This window comes from Streptomyces sp. T12 (assembly GCF_028736035.1).
Classification (GTDB): Bacteria; Actinomycetota; Actinomycetes; order Streptomycetales; family Streptomycetaceae; genus Streptomyces.
The window spans coordinates 8,888,813-8,904,921 of the sequence record NZ_CP117866.1 but is presented as its reverse complement, the minus strand read 5'-3'; the positions used below and the strand labels follow the sequence as shown (position 1 = coordinate 8,904,921).

Genomic DNA, 16,109 nt, shown 5'->3' with positions numbered 1-16,109 from the left:
CGCTACGACGCCGGCCGCACCACCATCGCCGAGCCGCCGCCCCGCCGTACCGTCTCGGCGGCGGCCAGCCACTTGCCGTTCGGCAGCCGCTGGACGCCCGTGGCCGCGCCGATCTCGGGGTTCTGCCGGAAGCCGTGACCGATGGCCTGCAGCTCGGCCCTCAACGGGCTGTCGTACAGGCCCGGTTCGAGTTCGGTGGTGGTCTGGTTGCGCTGGCTGGCGCGCGGCGCGGCGATCGCGTCGACCAGCGGCAGCCCGCGGTCGAGGAAGCCGGTCAGCGTCTGCAGCACGGTGGTGATGATGGTGGCGCCACCGGGCGACCCGAGCGCCACGACGGGCTTGTTGTGCTGGTCGAGCACGATCGTCGGGGACATCGAGGAGCGCGGCCGCTTGCCCGGGCCCGGCAGGTTCGGGTCGTGGACGTTGGGGCTGGCCGGGGTGAAGGAGAAGTCCGTCAGCTCGTTGTTGAGGATGAACCCGCGGCCCGGCACCGTGATGCCGCTGCCGCCGGTCTGCTCGATGGTCAGCGTGTACGAGACGACGTTGCCCCACTTGTCGGCCACCGTGAGGTGGGTGGTGCTGTCGCCCTCGTAGGTGGTCGGCGCCGCCGTGCCACTCGCGTCGCAGGCCGCCGGGTTGCGCGGGTCACCCGGCGCGACCGGGCTCGTCAGCACCGCGTCGTCCTTGATCAGGCACTCCCGCGAGTCGGCGTACTTCTGCGACAGCAGCTCCTTCGTCGGTACGTCCTCGAAGGCCGGGTCGCCGACCCAGCGCCCGCGATCCGCGAAGGCGATACGGCTGGCCTCGATGTAGCGGTGCAGGTACTGGGCCTCGCTCGCCTTGGACAGGTCCGTGTTCTCCAGGATGTTGAGGGCCTCGCCGACCGTCGTGCCGCCGGAGGAGGAGGGCGCCATGGAGTAGACGCCGAGGCCGCGGTACGAGGTCCTGGTGGGCGCCTGGGACTTGGTGCGGTAGGTGGCCAGGTCCTTGGCGGACAGGTCTCCGGGGCGGGCGTTCCAGCCGGAACTCGGGTCCACGGGCGGGTGGTTGACGGTGTCGACGATGTCGTCGGCGAGGTCGCCCCGGTAGAGCGCACCGACGCCCTTGCTCGCCAACTCCGCGTAGGTGCGGGCGAGATCGGGGTTCTTGAAGGTGGCGCCGACGACCGGGAGCTGCCCGTTCGGGAGGAACAGCTTCGCGGTGTCCGGGAAGTAGCGGAACCGGGTCTCGTTCGCGGCGGTCTGCGCGCGGAAGGTGTCGTCGACGGTGAAGCCGTCCCGGGCGAGCCGCTCGGCGGGCTTCAGCAGGGTGCCGAGCCCGTTGCTCCCCCACTTGTCCAGCGCCTTCTGCCAGGTGGCGGGCGTGCCCGGAGTGCCGACGCTCAGCCCGCTGCTGACGGCCTCGGCGAACGGGATCGCCGTGCCGTTCTCCACGAACAGGTCGGAGTCGGCGGTCAGCGGCGCGCTCTCGCGACCGTCGATCGTCTGCACCGTGCGGGACTTGGCGTCGTAGTAGACGAAGTAGCCGCCTCCGCCGATGCCGGCGGAGTAGGGCTCGGTCACACCGAGCGCGGCGGCCGTGGCCACGGCGGCGTCGACGGCGTTGCCGCCCTTCTTCAGGACCTCGATGCCGGCCGCGGAGGCGTCCGCGTCGACGCTCGACACCGCGCCGCCGTAGCCGACAGCCACGGGGACCTTGGCGGCGGGGCTGCTCTGCGCGGCGGGTGGCGCCGCCGCTCCCACCGACACCACGGCGGCCGAGACGGCCAGGACCGACAGTTTCCGCGCGACAGGGCGACGCATCCGCACCTCCATACAGGGGCTGTTGGCGCAGCCTAATCGATCGCCATGCCCTCGTCAGGAGCACACGGACACCTGTCTCGAACAACGGTTTGCGTTCGCCCGCTACCATGCGCGCCCATGAATGACGACGTGCGCAACATCGTGCTGGGCGTGGTCGCGGCGGGCATCAGTGCCACGCTGGGCTGGCTCGCCCGTACGTACCTGTGGAAGCGCAAGCTCCGCCGCAAGCAGGCCTTCTTCGGGCTGCCCGACAACGCCGAGTCCTTGCTGGTGGTCAACCGCGGCGCCGGCGGGCCCGAGCTGACGGTGATGCGCTACGACGTGTTCGCGCTCCTGGAACTCGCCGCCCTCATCAAGGACTGCGACGCCCACGCCCAGATCGTCCCGCACGACGCGGCGCGCCAGGGCTTCGGTGAGCGCACCGAGTTCTGCGTCGGCGGCCCGGCGTCGAACCGCCGCATGATGGCGCACCTGGCATCCCTGCTGCCCGGGGTGCGGGTGAACGTCGACACCGAACCCGGCCCGGACCGGGGCGCCTTGCAGGTCGGCTCCGAGCGCTACCGGGTGGAGGTCGGCAAGGAGGAGTACGCGCTCCTCGCCCGGCTCACCGTCGGCCAGAGCCACGGCACCCGCCCGGTCTTCCTCTTCTGCGGCCAGACCTCGATCACCAACCAGGCCGCCACCCGCTACCTCGCGCGCAACCACGAGCGGCTGTCCCGCAAGCACGGCAACAACTCCTTCGTCCTGCTCCTGAAGGTGGTCAACTCACAGGCGTACGGTCCGGACGTCGTCGAGCTGGTCGCGGACGTGACACGGGCGGCGCAGGCGCCGCTGCCGACACCAGCGGCTCCGCGCAATACCCACCGCACCTCCTGAGGTTCATCACATTCCGGTAATCGTTACTGGCACGTAACTTACCGACGGGTTACTTGCGGTAAGAGGCGACGGTTACCGTTCGGTCACTTTGCACTGACACGAGTGAGGAGTGACCCGTGGGACACCATCGCAAGGCCCTGCGTACGACCGCCGTGGGCGCCGTTTCCGCGACTCTGATCGCCGGTAGCGCCCTCGGGTTCGCCCCGGCCGCCGGGGCGGCCACGAGCAGCGTCCGCTTCGTCGACATCAGCGGCGACGGCGGCACCACGCTCAAGGCGAACGTCATCACGCCGGCCGGCGCCGACGGCAGCCACCGCTACCCGCTGCTCGTGCTGCCCACGAGCTGGGGCCTGCCCCAGGTCGAGTACTTCGCGCAGGCGCAGAAGCTCGCGAACTCGGGCTATGTCGTGGTCAGTTACAACGTGCGCGGCTTCTGGCAGTCGGGCGGCGAGATAGAAGTGGCAGGACCGCCCGACATAGCCGACGCGTCCAGGGTCATCGACTGGGCGCTCGCCAACACCCCGGCCGACGCGGGGCACATCGGCATGGCGGGCGTCTCGTACGGCGCCGGCATCAGCCTGCTGACCGCCGCGCACGACAAACGGGTCAAGGCGGTCGCCGCCCTCAGCGGCTGGGCCGACCTCATCGGCTCGATCTACTCCGGCCGCACCCAGCACGTCCAGGCGGCCGCACTGCTGGACGGCGCGAGCCTGGTCACCGGCCGCCAGAGCGCCGAAGTCCGGCAGATCTTCAACGACTTCTACGCCTCCAACCTGTCCAAGGAACAGGACATGATCAATTGGGGGAAGAAACGTTCGGCCGCTACATACGTGGACCAACTGAACAAGAACGGCGCAGCGGTCATGATGGCCAACGCCTGGGGCGACACGATCTTCCCGCCCAACCAGTACGCAGACTTCTACGAGAAGCTGACCGGCCCCAAGCGGCTGGAGTTCCGTCCCGGCGACCACGCCACCGCCGAGCTGACCGGCCTGTTCGGTCTGCCCAACGACGTGTGGACGGACACCGAGCGCTGGTTCGACCACTACCTCAAGGGCGAGGACAACGGCATCAACCGCGAGCTGCCGGTCCAGCTCAAGTCCCGTTCCGCGGGCGGCTACGAGGGCTACCCGGACTGGAAGTCGGTCGGCGCGACGAACAAGAAGATCGCCCTCGCCGGCACGACCACCATCCACACGAACGTCAACTCGGGAGCGGACGGCGGGATCGTCTTCCTGTCCAGCATCCTCGACCAGGTGGCCCAACTGCCCCCGGTCGCCTCGATCCCGCTGATCCCCCGGCGCTGGGCGGGCGTCTGGCAGTCGGAGAAGTACGCCACACCCCAACGCGTGCGCGGGACGGCGAAGTTGCACACCACTCTCACACCGACCAAGGAGAGCGGCACCCTCGTCGCCTACCTCTACGACGTGGGCCCGCTCGGCCTCGGCAAGCTGGTCAGCAACGCGCCGTACACCTTCCACGGACGTACGCCCGGAAAGCCGTTCACCGTCGACCTGGAGTTGTACTCCACGGCCTACGACGTCCCGGCAGGGCACCGTCTCGCCCTGGTCGTCGACACGGTCGACCCGCTCTACATCGAGCACAACCCGTCCGGCGCGCGGCTGACCTTCTCCTCACCGGCGAACGACCCGTCGTACGTGTCGATCCCACTGCGTGAGCAGTGATCTCCGGCCGGCGCCGGGCGGGTATGGCTCTGTGACTGCTGCCCCCTGCTGCCCCTGGTCTAGGGGCCGTGGGGGGATCCCCACCCGGCAGCAGCGTCCCTGGTCGCGGCCGGGGCCACCTCCACGGCCTTGGGGACGGACGAAACATCGTAGTCGACGTCGGACACGGCGAGGATTCCGGCGTGGAAAAACGCCGTTCGTCTCGGCATGGGTCGCACTCCCCGCTCAGTGATGGAGGATCTTCGAGAGGAAGTCCCGGGCGCGCTCGCTGCTGGGGTTGGTGAAGAACTCGTCGGGGCTGCGGTCCTCGACGATGCGGCCGTCGGCCATGAACACGACGCGGTTGGCGGCCGAGCGGGCGAAGCCCATCTCATGGGTGACGACCATCATCGTCATGCCGTCGCGGGCGAGTTGGCGCATGACCTCGAGCACCTCGTTGATCATCTCGGGGTCGAGCGCGGAGGTGGGCTCGTCGAACAGCATCATCTTGGGCTCCATGGCGAGGGCCCGGGCGATGGCCACCCGCTGCTGCTGGCCCCCGGAGAGCTGCGCCGGGTACTTGTCCGCCTGGTCGGCGACGCCGACGCGTTCGAGGAGTTCACGGGAGCGCCTTTCGGCGTCCTCCTTCTTGCGCCCGCGGACCTTGACCTGACCCAGCGAGACGTTCTGCAGGACCGTCTTGTGGGCGAAGAGGTTGAAGGACTGGAAGACCATGCCGACTTCGGCGCGCAGCCGCGCGAGGGCCTTGCCCTCCTCGGGCAGCGGCTGCCCGTCCAGCGTGATCGTGCCGGACTCGATGGTCTCCAGCCGGTTGATGGCCCGGCACAGCGTCGACTTCCCCGAGCCCGACGGGCCGATGACGACGACCACCTCTCCTTTGGCGACGGCGAGGTTGATGTCCTGCAGCACATGCAGGTCCCCGAAGTGCTTGTTGACGTCACGCAGCTCGATCAACGGATCGACAGCCATGCCCAGCCCCAGTCCATGTCAGCTGTGTAGCGGTCATCGCAAACTATCCAGACGAAAGGTGACTTAATGCACGACACGCACTTTTCGGGCATAAGCCGTATTTACGCCGAACTTATGTCGAACTGTCGACCGGGGCCTCACGCTTCCGCCACTTCCGCGTACAGCTGCGACAGCTCGGGCACCCCGCTCGCGGCCCACTCCTGCCCCGCGGCCACGACATCGAACTCACGGCCGGAGGCGAGCCGGACGACCGGCTGACCGTCCGGCCGGATCCTCCAGGCGGCCCCGGGCACGGTACGCACGATGACGGTGCCGAGATACAGACCGGCGTCGTTGCCGAGCCAGGGCAGGACCTCCTCGTCGTCCCGCCAGCGCGGCACCAACTGGTCGACCGCCTCCAACGAGGACGCGGTGTCGTCGAGTTGGACCCCGGCCCGGGACGCGTGGGAGCGCAGGAGTTCGCACTCGGAAAGGAGCTCGGCGATGCCCTCGGGGTCGGGGGCCCCGCGCTTCTCGGGCCGGTTGCCCAGAAAAGGGATCTTCATACCCCCAGCGTGTCATTCGTACTGCCGAACGCACCACAGGCGCGCGGGCCGCCGATTCCGGTCGAGTTCACGCCGAGTTCGGGCATGGCTCGTTGACGAGTCACGGGTGCCTCTCTAGCTTCTCGGTGCGTCTTGCGTCGCGTCAGAACGTCTCGCCTGTACGTCTCACCTGAAGTCTCGCCCCGAGCTTGTCATGTGCAGTCATACGTAGTCCTGAGCGGTCGTGAACGGGAGGAGTCGGAGTTGCGCCGACGTGTGTGGAGTTCCGCGGTCGTCCTCGCTCTCTTCGCGGCCCTGGTGCCGGGTGTCTCCGCGCAGGCGGCCACCGAGCGCAGAGCCGGGCCGCTCCCGCTGGAGCGGCTCTTCGGCAACACGGCGGTCAGCGACAACGCCCGGCCCGCCCAGGCGGACTTCGACGGGTCGGGCGCCTCCCTGTCGGCGCAGGACCTCGCGGCCGCGGGCTGGACACCCGGCCGCACGCTCACCGTGCAGGGCGCCCGGCTGACCTGGCCGAACCGGAAGCCGGGCGAGCCGGACAACGTGCGGGCCGAAGGGCAGGACGTACGGGTGCACGGCCGCGGTGACGCGCTCGCTTTTCTGGTGGCGGGCACGGACGGGACCGACGTCGGCGGAACAGGGACGGTGGGGTACGCCGACGGCACCCGGTCCGGCTACAGCCTGACCGCCCCCGACTGGCGCACCGGCCCGCTCGCCACCAAGGCCTTGGCGCTGCCGCACATCAACACGCCCGGCGGCCAAATCGCCGAGCGCCCGCGGCTGTACGTCGTGACCGTGCCGCTGGTCATGGGGCGCGAGGTCGCCTCGGTACGGCTGCCACTCGCGCGCGGGCTGCATGTGTTCGCGCTGGCGGTACGGCCCGCGGCCCCGGGCTGGACGGGGAGTTGGGCGACCGCGACGGGCGGCTATCCGACCGTCGGGCCGTGGACCGACCGGACGTTGCGGCTGGTGGTGCACACCTCGGCGGGCGGGCCGCGGGTGCGGCTGCGGTTCGACAACACCTTCGCGGCGGCGCCGGTGCGGATCGGGAGCGCCACGGTGGCGGTGCAGGAGGCGGGCGCGGCGGCCCGGGGGACGCCGGTGCCGGTGTCGTTCCGGGGGGCGGCGGGCGTCGAAATCCCGGCAGGGGCGCAGGCGTACAGCGATCCGCTCAGCTTCCAGGTGCCCGCGGACACCAACCTGCTGGTGAGCTTCCACCTGCCCGGGACCGTGCCGGCCGCACCCGTGCACCGGCTCGCGCAGCAGCGGTCGTATGTGAGCGGGCCGGGCGACCATACGGCGGACGGCTCCGCGGTACCGTACGGCACGGTCCTGACCAGTTGGCCGCTGCTGACGGGCGTCGACGTGGGCGGTGGACCGGGGTCCGTGGTGCTGCTGGGGGACTCGATCACCGACGGCGACAAGTCCACGATGGACGCCAACCGGCGGTGGCCCAATGTGCTGGCCACACGACTGCTGAACCAGCATGTGGTCCCGCGCTATGGGGTGCTCAACCAGGGGATTTCCGGCAACCGTGTGGTCAGCGACCGCTATCCCGGTGACGGGGTGTCCACGGACACGGCCGGGGTGAGCGCCTTCTACCGGTTCGACCGAGATGTCCTGGCCCAGACGTCGGCACGCACGGTGGTCGTGTTCGAGGGCGTCAACGATGTGCGGTGGGGCACCACCGCGGAACAGGTGATCGCCGGGCTGCGCGCGATCGCGGACCGGGGGCACGCGCGGGGGCTGCGGATGCTGGCGGCGACGATCCTGCCGTGCGAGGGGGAGGTCCGGTGCACTGCGGCGGCCGACGCGGAGCGGGTCAGGGTGAACGAGTGGATCCGCTCCGGCCCCGCGTTCGACGGCGTGCTCGACTTCGACGCCGTGGTGCGGGACCCGGCGCGGCCGTCCCGGATGCTGCCCGCATACGACAGCGGGGACCATCTGCATCCGGGGGACGCGGGGCTCGCCGCGCTGGCCGAGTCGGTGGATCTGCGGGGTCTGCTCCGGTGACCCCGGACGGCGCCTAGACGTCCAGGTCCACGACCACCGGCGCATGGTCCGAGGCGCCCTTGCCCTTGCGCTCCTCGCGGTCCACGTAGGAGTCGGTGACCGCCTTGGCGAACGGCTCGTTGCCGTACACCAGGTCGATGCGCATGCCGCGGTTCTTGGGGAAGCAGAGCTGGCGGTAGTCCCAGTAGGTGTACGGGTGGTCGTACTTGAGGGGGCGGGGGACGACGTCGGACAGGCCGGACTCGCGCAGGGAGGCGAGGGCGGCGCGCTCGGCGGGGGTGACGTGGGTGAGGCCCTCGAAGGCGGCCACGTCGTAGACGTCGTCGTCCGTCGGCGCCACGTTGTAGTCGCCCATCACCGCGAACGGGCGGCTGCCGCCCGCGTCACCGGCGACGGCCGCCTTGAGGGCCTCGAACCACTGGAGCTTGTAGGCGTAGTGAGGGTGATCCACCTCACGGCCGTTCGGCACATACACCGACCAGACGCGGAGCGGGCCGCAGGTCGCGGAGATGGCGCGGGGCTCCTCGGCGCCGTCGTAGCCGGGGTCGCCGGGGAGTCCCTTGACGACCTCCTTGAGGCCTACGCGGGAGAGCACCGCCACGCCGTTCCACCGGCCGGTGGCGTTGACCGCCGCCTCGTAGCCGAGGTTCCGCAGCGGGTCGAACGGGAACTGCTCCTCGGCGACCTTGGCCTCCTGGAGGCACAGCACGTCGGTGCCGCTGCTCTCCAGCCAGGCCAGAAGCCTCGGCAGGCGGGCGGTGATCGAGTTCACGTTCCAGGTCGCGATGCGCATGCCTGACAACCTACCGGGCGGGACTGACAGCCCGGCCCCGCCCAGCGTGGGGCCGCTCACACCTCCGCCGAGTCCCCCGGCGTCAGACGCAGGTGCTCCGAGCCGCCCAGGCCGCCGATCTGACGGTCGTAGATCGGGCGGGCCAGGTCGGTGAGCAGGGCGTCGTGGATGTCGTAGGCACGCTGCGGCTTGACCTCGCGGACGTAGTCGATGACCTCCGAGATCTTGCTCCAGGGCGCCATGACCGGGAGCATCAGCGTCTCGACGGGGTGGTCCGGCACGGTCAGGGCGTCGCCGGGGTGGAACACCTTGCCGCCGTCGATGAGATAGCCGACGTTCGTGATGCGCGGGATGTCCGGGTGGATGACGGCGTGCAGTTCGCCGTGGACCTGAACGTCGAAGCCCGCCGCGGTGAAGGTGTCGCCGTGGCCGACGGTGTGCACGCGGCCCGGGAAGGCCGCCGAGATCTGCTCCGCCACGGACGCGAGCGTCCAGATCTCGGCGGCGGGGTTGGCCTCCATGGCCGCCCGCAGATGCGCCTCGTCGAAGTGGTCGGGGTGCTCGTGCGTGACGAGGATCGCATCCGCGCCGACCGCGGCGTCCTCCTCGCTGAACCCTCCGGGGTCGAGAACGAGCGTGCGCCCGCCCTTCTCGAGGCGGACGCAGGCGTGCGACTTCTTCGTGAGCTTCATGGCACCATCCTGCCCCCGCCGCCCGGTCGATGGGCGGCTCAGGGTGGTGCTTGCGGTGCCTGGCCGGCGCTCACTCCGTGGGAGTGGTCTCCTCCCTTATCACCTGCTGCGCCACCTTGAACGCGCTGTTCGCGGCCGGTACGCCGCAGTAGACGGCGGCCTGCAGCAGCACTTCCTTGATCTCGCTCGGGGTGAGGCCGTTGCGCAGGGCGGCGCGGGTGTGGAAGGCGAGTTCGTCCATGTGGCCGCCCGCGACCAGGGCGGTGAGGGTGACACAGCTGCGCGAGCGCCGGTCGAGGCCGGGTCTGTCCCAGATCTCGCCCCACGCGTACCGGGTGATGAACTCCTGGAAGTCCCCCGAGAACTCGTCCGCCTGCGACAGCGCCCGGTCCACGTGCGCGTCGCCGAGGACCTCGCGGCGGACCTTGATGCCGGCGTCGTACGGGTCGGGCCGTCCCGCCGTCTGCGGTTGTTGTACGGCGGCCGGGGCTATCTCGGCGATGGGCGCGGGCTGCGGGGGCGCGGCCAGGACCGGCTTGGCGGGGGCGGCCAGGATGGCGATCTGGCCGGTGGAGGAGTCGTAGGCGGGCTGCCAGGCGGTGGAGAAGTGCCGGACCAGCAGGTCGGTGACGGCGGCGGGCTGCTCCACCGGCACCAGGTGGGAGGCGCCGGGGACGACGGCCAGGCGAGCGTCCGGTATGCCGGCGACCAGGGTGCGGGCCTCGGCGGGGCCGGTGACCTGGTCGTCCGAGCCGACGAGGACGAGGGTGGGCACGGCGACGCCGGAGAGCTGTGACCGTACGTCGAAAGAGGCGAGTGCCTCACAGGCGGCGATGTAGCAGCCGGGGTCGGTGGTGCGCACCATCTGTACGGCCCACTCGGTGATCGCGGGCTGGGCGGCGGCGAAGCCGGAGGTGAACCAGCGGTCCGGCGAGGAACGGGCGATGGGGTCGAGGCCGTTCGTACGCACGATCACACCCCGCTGCCGGAACTCGTCGGCCGTGCCGAAGCGGGGCGAGGCGGCGATCAGGGCGAGCGAGGCGATCCGCTCCGGGTGGCGCAGGGCGAGTTCGATGCCGAGGGCGCCGCCGAGCGCGCAGCCCGCGTAGCCGAAGCGCTGTACGCCGAGGCCGTCGAGGGTCGCGAGCAGCCGTTCGGCGAGGTCCGCGACGGAGCCCGCCGGGTACGCGGGCGCGCCGCCGTGTCCCGGCATGTCGAACCGGAAGACGCGCCACTGCTGCGTCAGCTCGGGGACCTGCCGGTCCCACATGTGCCATGTTGTACCCAGTGAGGGACCGAGGATCAGGACAGGTGCGTCTTCTGGCCCGTCAAAGCGGTATTGCAGGGTGTTCATCGGTGTCTCACTCACCCGCCTGACCCTCTCATCTGTCACGAGATGTCACATCGCCGGGGTGGACCGAGCGGGCCTTGCCCCGCTCCGGCACTGCCGGACCTCCGACGAGAACCCAGGTATACGTTCTCCGGCATGTACTCGTGGCCGTGTCGGCAGCGGGCCCTCCGGGCGCGTGCGCTCCTTCAGTCGCGACGAGCAACGCTTTCCTCTTTGATCACGGCCTCACAGGCGGTTCGGGTTGCAGCATCGAGTGTGGTGGCACGGACGAGGCTCGGCGTGACTCACCTGGAAATTTCCCGGAATCCCGCCCAACAGCAGCTTGAACACCACACACGGTGAACGCTTGGTAGAAGGCTCGACCGTAGCCGGATGCGCGGGCTACAGCGAGGTCTCGTTCGGCTGGTAGCCGGCGAACTCGCGCACCGGGCGCACGTTCACCACCCTCGACACCGCCCGCGGCCACCTCCTCGACGTGTACGCCGAAGTGCGCGCCCCACTCCTCCACCTGCCGAACTACGCGGACGCCGTGCTCGATGGTGTTGCCGTAGGCACGACGTGATCGGCTTCGACCCCCGCGGCCCGGCCACCAACAGCCCGCTGTACTGCGCGCTCGACCAGGACGAGTGGCCCGGTTGAGCGCGGCGGCGTTGTCGTCGAAGGCGTCGCCATGATGATCCGCGCAAGCCGCGCCAAGTGCGCTGACAGTGCGAGGGAGTCCAGGTGTCGCAGCGGTGCAAGGTGGGCCGCAGGTCGTCATAGCGGGCCAGCGCGGACGGGCTGCCTGTTGCCGCCGGAGGATCGGCGCCCTGCGCGGCCGGAGCGCAGAGCGTGGCGAGGAGGACGGCCGTGGCGAGCGTGGCCTTGTGCGACGAACGCTGCCTTCGGGCAGGTAGCGGCGGGGGGAGGCGATCCACTCGTCGTGCATCTCGAACAGCACGGCGGTGACCAGCCGCAGCAGTGCGTCGTCGTTGGGGAAGACCTGGACGACGTCGCTGCGGCGTTTGATCTCCCGGTTGATCCGCTCCAGGGGATTCGTCGACTGGATCTTCTTCCAGTGCCGTTCCGGGAAGACGGCGAAGGCGGTCAGGTCGTCCTTCGCTTCCAGCAGCATCTGTTTGACCTTGGGGAACTGGCCGCCGAGCATATCGGCGACGGTGTCGACCTGGGCCCGGACCGCGTTCTGGCCCGGCTGGGCCCTCCTTCCCCCCGGACGCGTGGACGCTGGGCTGGTACAAGGCGCTGTTCGCCGACGGCAGCAAGTGGCCGGCCGCGCTGTCGCTCGGGAGGCCGGGAAGGCCGCGCGGCGAGGTGCCTGCCGGCTCCGCGCGGCCTCCCCGCCGAACCGGACATGACGGTTTCCCGGTCATCCGGCCCTCCAGCGACTACTGCGTGAATGGATTGGCAGGCCGTTTTGCGTGGATTCGGTCATGGCAGGTATCACAGGCCACAACGGTCTTGCGACGCCGGTGCGGCATTACGCGCGCCCGGTCGAAGGCCGCCATCCGGCATGCGCGAGGTCGGCGAGAGCACGGACATGACGCACCAGCACATTGCCCTTGCTTCCGCAGAGACCCGGAGCGGCAGCGGTCGGCGATTCCCGCCGACCGCTGCCGCTGGAGTGGGATCCCACCGAACCGTGTCACCAGTGGCTTCTTGTTCTTCCGATGCTCATAGCAAGCCCTCGTGGCGGAATCGGCTCAGAACATGGTGTTGTCGTTGAGGGGAGGGGTCGACGGCACGTCCTGGACGGAGTCCCAGTGCTCGAGGATCTTGCCGTGCTTGCCGACGCGGAAGATGTCCACGACGGCCTGGCCGCGGTCCTCGGGGTTGAGGCGGTAGTGGGCGTGGATGGCCACGAGGTCGCCTTCGGCGATGACGCGCTTGCGTTCCACGATCAGGTTCGGGAACTGCTGGAAGAAGTTGGTGAACTGCTCGCGCAGGCCGGCCGAGCCGTTGGGGATGGTGGGGTTGTGCTGGTAGTACTCCGGCGTCAGGTACCTGACCGCGTCGGGGTTCTTGTCGACGAGGAGTGTGTCGAAGTAGGCGGTCGCCACCTCCTGGCTGAAGGGGGTCACCCAGCGGGGGCCGGGCTGGTTCGTGCGCGGCTGGCTGACTGTGCCGAACATGTCGTTGCCGTTGACGGTGGTCTCCGGTACCTCCTGGACCACGTCCCAGTGCTCGGCGATCATGCCCTTCTTGTCGAAGCGGAAGATGTCGACCACGGACGAACCGCGGGTGCCGGGCTCGAAGACCGGGTTGGAGTGCACCATGACCAGGTCGCCCTGGGCGAGGACCCGCTTGACGTTGTACACGTGGTCCGGGAACTGCGCGTGCCAGTCGCGGATGAAGTTCTTGATGGCCTCCCGGCCGTCGGGGGCCATCGGGTTGTGCTGGATGTAGTCCGCACGGATGTACTGGTCGGCGACGCTGAGGTTGCCTTCCTCGAAGAGCTGCCTGAGCACGTGGACGGCGACGCGCTTGTTGCGCTCCTCGGCGTGGGGGTTCGCCTGCAGGGAGTCCGCGACGTTCAGGGAGGAGGCGGGAGCGGACGCCGTGGCGGCGGGCACGAATCCGGCCATGGATCCGATGGTCGCCGTGGCCAGCAGAGCGGCGACGGTCCTCCTGGACAAGTGGGTCTTGCTCATGACGGTGTTCTCCAATACGGGTGCGATGAGCGATGCGTTACGTAGTAGCTGTGGGCGGCGGAATCACGCGGGGCTGAAGGCGAGGAGGAACTCGACGGTCCCCTCGTCCTCGACGGCGATCCCGCCGAAGTTCGGTGCGTCGATGCCGTAGTCGGCGAAGGTGACGGGGATCGAGCCGTTCACGCGGAAGCCGTCGGCGGTGCGCTGGGCGGTGAGGTCGAACGTGACGGAATTGGTCTCGCCGTGGATGGTCAGATCCCCCGTGGCCTCGCCGGTGACCTGTTCGTTCACGTCCGGCACCGAGCCGAAGTCCACGGACTCGGTGAGCTCGAAGACGGCGTTCGGGTACCGCTCGGTGTTCATGATCCGGCCGCGGAACTGGCTGTCGCGTTGGTCGGAGTCGCTCTCCACCGAGGCCAGGTCGACGGTGAAGCTCCCGCCGACAGCCCGGGTGCCCTCGATCTCCAGCTCTCCGGTGACCTCTTCGGTACGGCCCACGGCCGTGACGTTCTGGCCGAAGAGCACCTCGTCGACGCGGTAGCCGGCCTGCGAACCGCTGCCGACCCGCCACGCGCCCTCGACGCCCTCCCCCGCCTGCTCGCCGGAGCCGGAGCCGGAGGTGCTCTCCGGCGTGGCCGGTGGACTGTCGAGTGACAGCGCGGCTGGTGGGTCGTCCTGGATGTAGTTGATGTAGACGTACGGGCCTCCGACGCCCACGAGGGCGGCGGCGGCAACGCCGACGATCAGCCAGCGCTTCCAGCGTCTGGGTGTGGTGCGTGCCATTGGTTCCTCCGAGAGGCAGATGGTCGAGTAGTCGATCTTGAAAGTTCAAGTACTGGGCTAGAAAGCACCCTGGGCCATGAATGCCATGGGGTCAGCCGTGGGCGGCGAGGGAGACGTGCTCCCACTCGGCCCAGGTGGCCAGCTTGCGCGCGTAGTGGTCCTTGGCCAGCTGGATCGGCGGCCTGCCGAAGAACACCCGCAGCGGCGGGTTCTCGGTATCCACGATCGTCAGCAGGGCGGGACCGACGGCCTTCGGATCGCCCATGTCGGACAGGTCCAGGCCCTCGGCCAGGGCCTGACGGACTCCGCCGTAGAGCGGGTCGGGCTCGGAGTTGACCGCGGAGGCGCCGGGCCAGTCGGTGGGGTAGGGGCCGGGCTCGACCAGGGTGACCTTGATGTTCTGCCCGGCGACCTCGGCGGCCAGGGCCTCGGACAGCCCCTCCACCGCCCACTTGGAGGCGGCGTAGACACCGAGGCTCGGAAAGGAGAGCACGCCGCCGACGGAGGAGACCTGGACGATGTGGCCGCCGCCCTGGGCGCGCAGCAGCGGCAGCGCGGCCTGGGTGACCCAGAGCACGCCGAAGAAGTTCGTTTCCATCTGGTCGCGCGCCTCGGCCTCGGTCAGCTCCTCGACCATGCCGAAGTGGCCGTAGCCGGCGTTGTTGACGACGACATCCAGTCGGCCGAAGTGCGCGTGGGCCTTGTGGACCGCGTCGAACGCGGCGGTCTTGTCGGTGACGTCCAGGGGCAGCGCGAGCAACTGCTCGCCGTAGGTGATCGCGAGGTCCGTCAGGGACTCCGTGTTCCGCGCGGTCGCGGCGACCGAGTCTCCGCGATCCAGCGCGGCCTCGACGAACGCGCGGCCGAAACCGCGGGACGAGCCGGTGACGAACCAGGTCTTGGACACGAGAACCTTCCAGTGGGAAAAGGGAGTTGATGGAATATGGAATGGGAGGTCAGGCCAGGAGCTGCTCGGAGACCTGCCACAGACGCGCGGCCGCCTCCGGGTCCACGGCGTGCGCGGCGACCCCGGTGTTGGTGCCGGGCCGGTGCGGTTCGGCCTCGTCGCAGTCCTCGAAGTACCGGCCGGTGACGCCGTCGACCACGAGCGACGCGGCCAGCAGCACCGAGGTCGCGGCCCCCTGCTCCACCGTCTTGAGGGACAGCTCGGGCGGCTGCGTTCCCTCGCCGATCAGGGCCTGGAGGTGGGCCCCGAACTGCGCCATCTCGGCGTCCCCGATATGACGCATCAGGTTGGTCCGGATCCCGCCGGGCATCAGCGCGTTGACCGCGATCCCGTCGTCGGACCAGCGCCGGCCGGCCTCGACCGCGAACAGCACGTTGGCCGTCTTGGACTGCCCGTAGGCGAGCCACGGGTCGTACGGCCGCTCGGTGAAGTGGAGGTCGTCGAAGACGACGGGTGAGAAGAGGTGTCCGCTGGAGCTCACCGACACCACGCGCGCACCGCCGGCCGCCGCGAGAGCGCCGTGCAGCCCGGTGGCGAGGGCGAAGTGCCCCAGGTGGTTGGTGGCGAACTGCAACTCCCAGCCCTGTGGCGTCCGGGTCTCCGGAGTCGCCATCACGCCCGCGTTGTTGACGAGGATGTGCAGCGGCCCTTGCCATGCGGTCACGAACGCCTCGACGGACGCCGGATCGGTCAGATCCAGGGAGGCGACCGTCACGCCCTCGGAGCCGGTGGTGACCTTGATGTCCTCCGCGGTGCGGCGGCCGGCGGCCGTGTCCCGCACGGCGAGGACGACCTGCGCGCCGGCCCCGGCGAGCGCCCGGGCGGTCTCCACGCCGATGCCGGAGGCGGCTCCGGTGACGACGGCGCGGCGGCCGGTGAGATCCGTGCCCGCGATGACGTCGGCGGCCATGGATCCGGCATGGAAGGGGGTGGTGATGCGTGTGCTCGTGGTCATGTCGGCACGTGCTCCCGGTTTGCTACGATCAAA

At 69.9% G+C, this 16,109-nt stretch carries 13 protein-coding genes and 2 pseudogenes; 4 read left to right on the top strand and 11 right to left on the bottom strand.

Annotated features, from left to right (window positions below):
• Positions 1-2: 2 nt before the first annotated feature.
• Positions 3-1,802 carry a gamma-glutamyltransferase gene (ggt, locus tag PBV52_RS39950; RefSeq protein ID WP_274245556.1) on the bottom strand — a complete coding sequence of 600 codons (1,800 nt, stop codon included), beginning with the start codon at positions 1,800-1,802 and terminating at the stop codon, positions 3-5.
• Between the two features lie 117 nt (positions 1,803-1,919).
• Here ggt and PBV52_RS39945 point away from each other — a divergent pair, with 117 nt between their 5' ends.
• Together PBV52_RS39945 and PBV52_RS39940 are read left to right on the top strand one after the other, a co-directional pair.
• Positions 1,920-2,678, top strand: coding sequence for a hypothetical protein (locus PBV52_RS39945; RefSeq protein WP_274245554.1), 759 nt, complete (start codon positions 1,920-1,922; stop codon positions 2,676-2,678).
• A gap of 116 nt (positions 2,679-2,794) precedes the next feature.
• The gene (locus PBV52_RS39940; protein WP_274245552.1) at positions 2,795-4,363 is read left to right on the top strand and encodes a CocE/NonD family hydrolase; all 1,569 of its coding nucleotides are present in this window, start codon (positions 2,795-2,797) and stop codon (positions 4,361-4,363) included.
• Between the two features lie 225 nt (positions 4,364-4,588).
• Here PBV52_RS39940 and PBV52_RS39935 read toward each other — a convergent pair whose 3' ends face one another.
• On the bottom strand, positions 4,589-5,332 hold the full coding sequence (locus tag PBV52_RS39935; protein ID WP_274245550.1) for an amino acid ABC transporter ATP-binding protein: 744 nt from the start codon (positions 5,330-5,332) through the stop codon (positions 4,589-4,591).
• 137 nt (positions 5,333-5,469) lie between these two features.
• Positions 5,470-5,877, bottom strand: coding sequence for a DUF6278 family protein (locus PBV52_RS39930; protein WP_274245547.1), 408 nt, complete (start codon positions 5,875-5,877; stop codon positions 5,470-5,472).
• A 243-nt stretch (positions 5,878-6,120) separates the two neighbouring features.
• On the opposite strand from PBV52_RS39930, the gene PBV52_RS39925 reads away from it, so the two are divergent.
• Positions 6,121-7,887 (top strand): SGNH/GDSL hydrolase family protein, encoded by a 1,767-nt coding sequence (locus PBV52_RS39925; protein ID WP_274245545.1) that lies wholly within the window; start codon positions 6,121-6,123, stop codon positions 7,885-7,887.
• 13 nt (positions 7,888-7,900) lie between these two features.
• Here PBV52_RS39925 and PBV52_RS39920 read toward each other — a convergent pair whose 3' ends face one another.
• The 3 genes from PBV52_RS39920 to pcaC form a co-directional block, all read right to left on the bottom strand.
• Positions 7,901-8,680, bottom strand: a complete 780-nt coding sequence (locus PBV52_RS39920; protein WP_274245543.1) for an exodeoxyribonuclease III — start codon at positions 8,678-8,680, stop codon at positions 7,901-7,903.
• Between the two features lie 56 nt (positions 8,681-8,736).
• Positions 8,737-9,372, bottom strand: coding sequence for an MBL fold metallo-hydrolase (locus tag PBV52_RS39915; protein WP_274245542.1), 636 nt, complete (start codon positions 9,370-9,372; stop codon positions 8,737-8,739).
• 70 nt (positions 9,373-9,442) lie between these two features.
• A complete protein-coding gene (gene pcaC, locus PBV52_RS39910) occupies positions 9,443-10,741 on the bottom strand; it encodes a 4-carboxymuconolactone decarboxylase (protein ID WP_274245540.1) in 1,299 nt (432 codons plus the stop codon).
• A 412-nt stretch (positions 10,742-11,153) separates the two neighbouring features.
• Between pcaC and PBV52_RS39905 the strand changes: the two are divergent.
• Positions 11,154-11,246, top strand: a pseudogene (locus PBV52_RS39905) (GNAT family N-acetyltransferase); the annotation flags it as partial.
• 351 nt (positions 11,247-11,597) lie between these two features.
• On the opposite strand, the pseudogene PBV52_RS39900 reads toward PBV52_RS39905, so the two are convergent.
• From PBV52_RS39900 to PBV52_RS39880, 5 genes and pseudogenes are all read right to left on the bottom strand, one after another.
• Positions 11,598-11,921, bottom strand: a pseudogene (locus PBV52_RS39900) (transposase); the annotation flags it as partial.
• A 502-nt stretch (positions 11,922-12,423) separates the two neighbouring features.
• The gene (locus PBV52_RS39895; protein WP_274245538.1) at positions 12,424-13,371 is read right to left on the bottom strand and encodes a nuclear transport factor 2 family protein; all 948 of its coding nucleotides are present in this window, start codon (positions 13,369-13,371) and stop codon (positions 12,424-12,426) included.
• Between the two features lie 63 nt (positions 13,372-13,434).
• Positions 13,435-14,154 carry a YceI family protein gene (locus PBV52_RS39890; RefSeq protein ID WP_274245536.1) on the bottom strand — a complete coding sequence of 240 codons (720 nt, stop codon included), beginning with the start codon at positions 14,152-14,154 and terminating at the stop codon, positions 13,435-13,437.
• 91 nt (positions 14,155-14,245) lie between these two features.
• Positions 14,246-15,061 carry an SDR family oxidoreductase gene (locus tag PBV52_RS39885; protein WP_274245535.1) on the bottom strand — a complete coding sequence of 272 codons (816 nt, stop codon included), beginning with the start codon at positions 15,059-15,061 and terminating at the stop codon, positions 14,246-14,248.
• A 49-nt stretch (positions 15,062-15,110) separates the two neighbouring features.
• Complete coding sequence (locus PBV52_RS39880; RefSeq protein WP_274245533.1) at positions 15,111-16,076, bottom strand: SDR family NAD(P)-dependent oxidoreductase; 966 nt, start codon at positions 16,074-16,076, stop codon at positions 15,111-15,113.
• Positions 16,077-16,109 lie beyond the last annotated feature (33 nt).

What these genes read in the sequence shown, in the direction of transcription:
- ggt (WP_274245556.1), bottom strand. Translation starts at nt 1,802, where the DNA reads ATGCGTCGCCCTGTCGCGCGGAAACTGTCGGTCCTGGCCGTCTCGGCC.
- PBV52_RS39945 (WP_274245554.1), top strand. Translation starts at nt 1,920, where the DNA reads ATGAATGACGACGTGCGCAACATCGTGCTGGGCGTGGTCGCGGCGGGC.
- PBV52_RS39935 (WP_274245550.1), bottom strand. Translation starts at nt 5,332, where the DNA reads ATGGCTGTCGATCCGTTGATCGAGCTGCGTGACGTCAACAAGCACTTC.
- PBV52_RS39930 (WP_274245547.1), bottom strand. Translation starts at nt 5,877, where the DNA reads ATGAAGATCCCTTTTCTGGGCAACCGGCCCGAGAAGCGCGGGGCCCCC.
- PBV52_RS39920 (WP_274245543.1), bottom strand. Translation starts at nt 8,680, where the DNA reads ATGCGCATCGCGACCTGGAACGTGAACTCGATCACCGCCCGCCTGCCG.
- PBV52_RS39915 (WP_274245542.1), bottom strand. Translation starts at nt 9,372, where the DNA reads ATGAAGCTCACGAAGAAGTCGCACGCCTGCGTCCGCCTCGAGAAGGGC.
- PBV52_RS39895 (WP_274245538.1), bottom strand. Translation starts at nt 13,371, where the DNA reads ATGAGCAAGACCCACTTGTCCAGGAGGACCGTCGCCGCTCTGCTGGCC.
- PBV52_RS39890 (WP_274245536.1), bottom strand. Translation starts at nt 14,154, where the DNA reads ATGGCACGCACCACACCCAGACGCTGGAAGCGCTGGCTGATCGTCGGC.
- PBV52_RS39880 (WP_274245533.1), bottom strand. Translation starts at nt 16,076, where the DNA reads ATGACCACGAGCACACGCATCACCACCCCCTTCCATGCCGGATCCATG.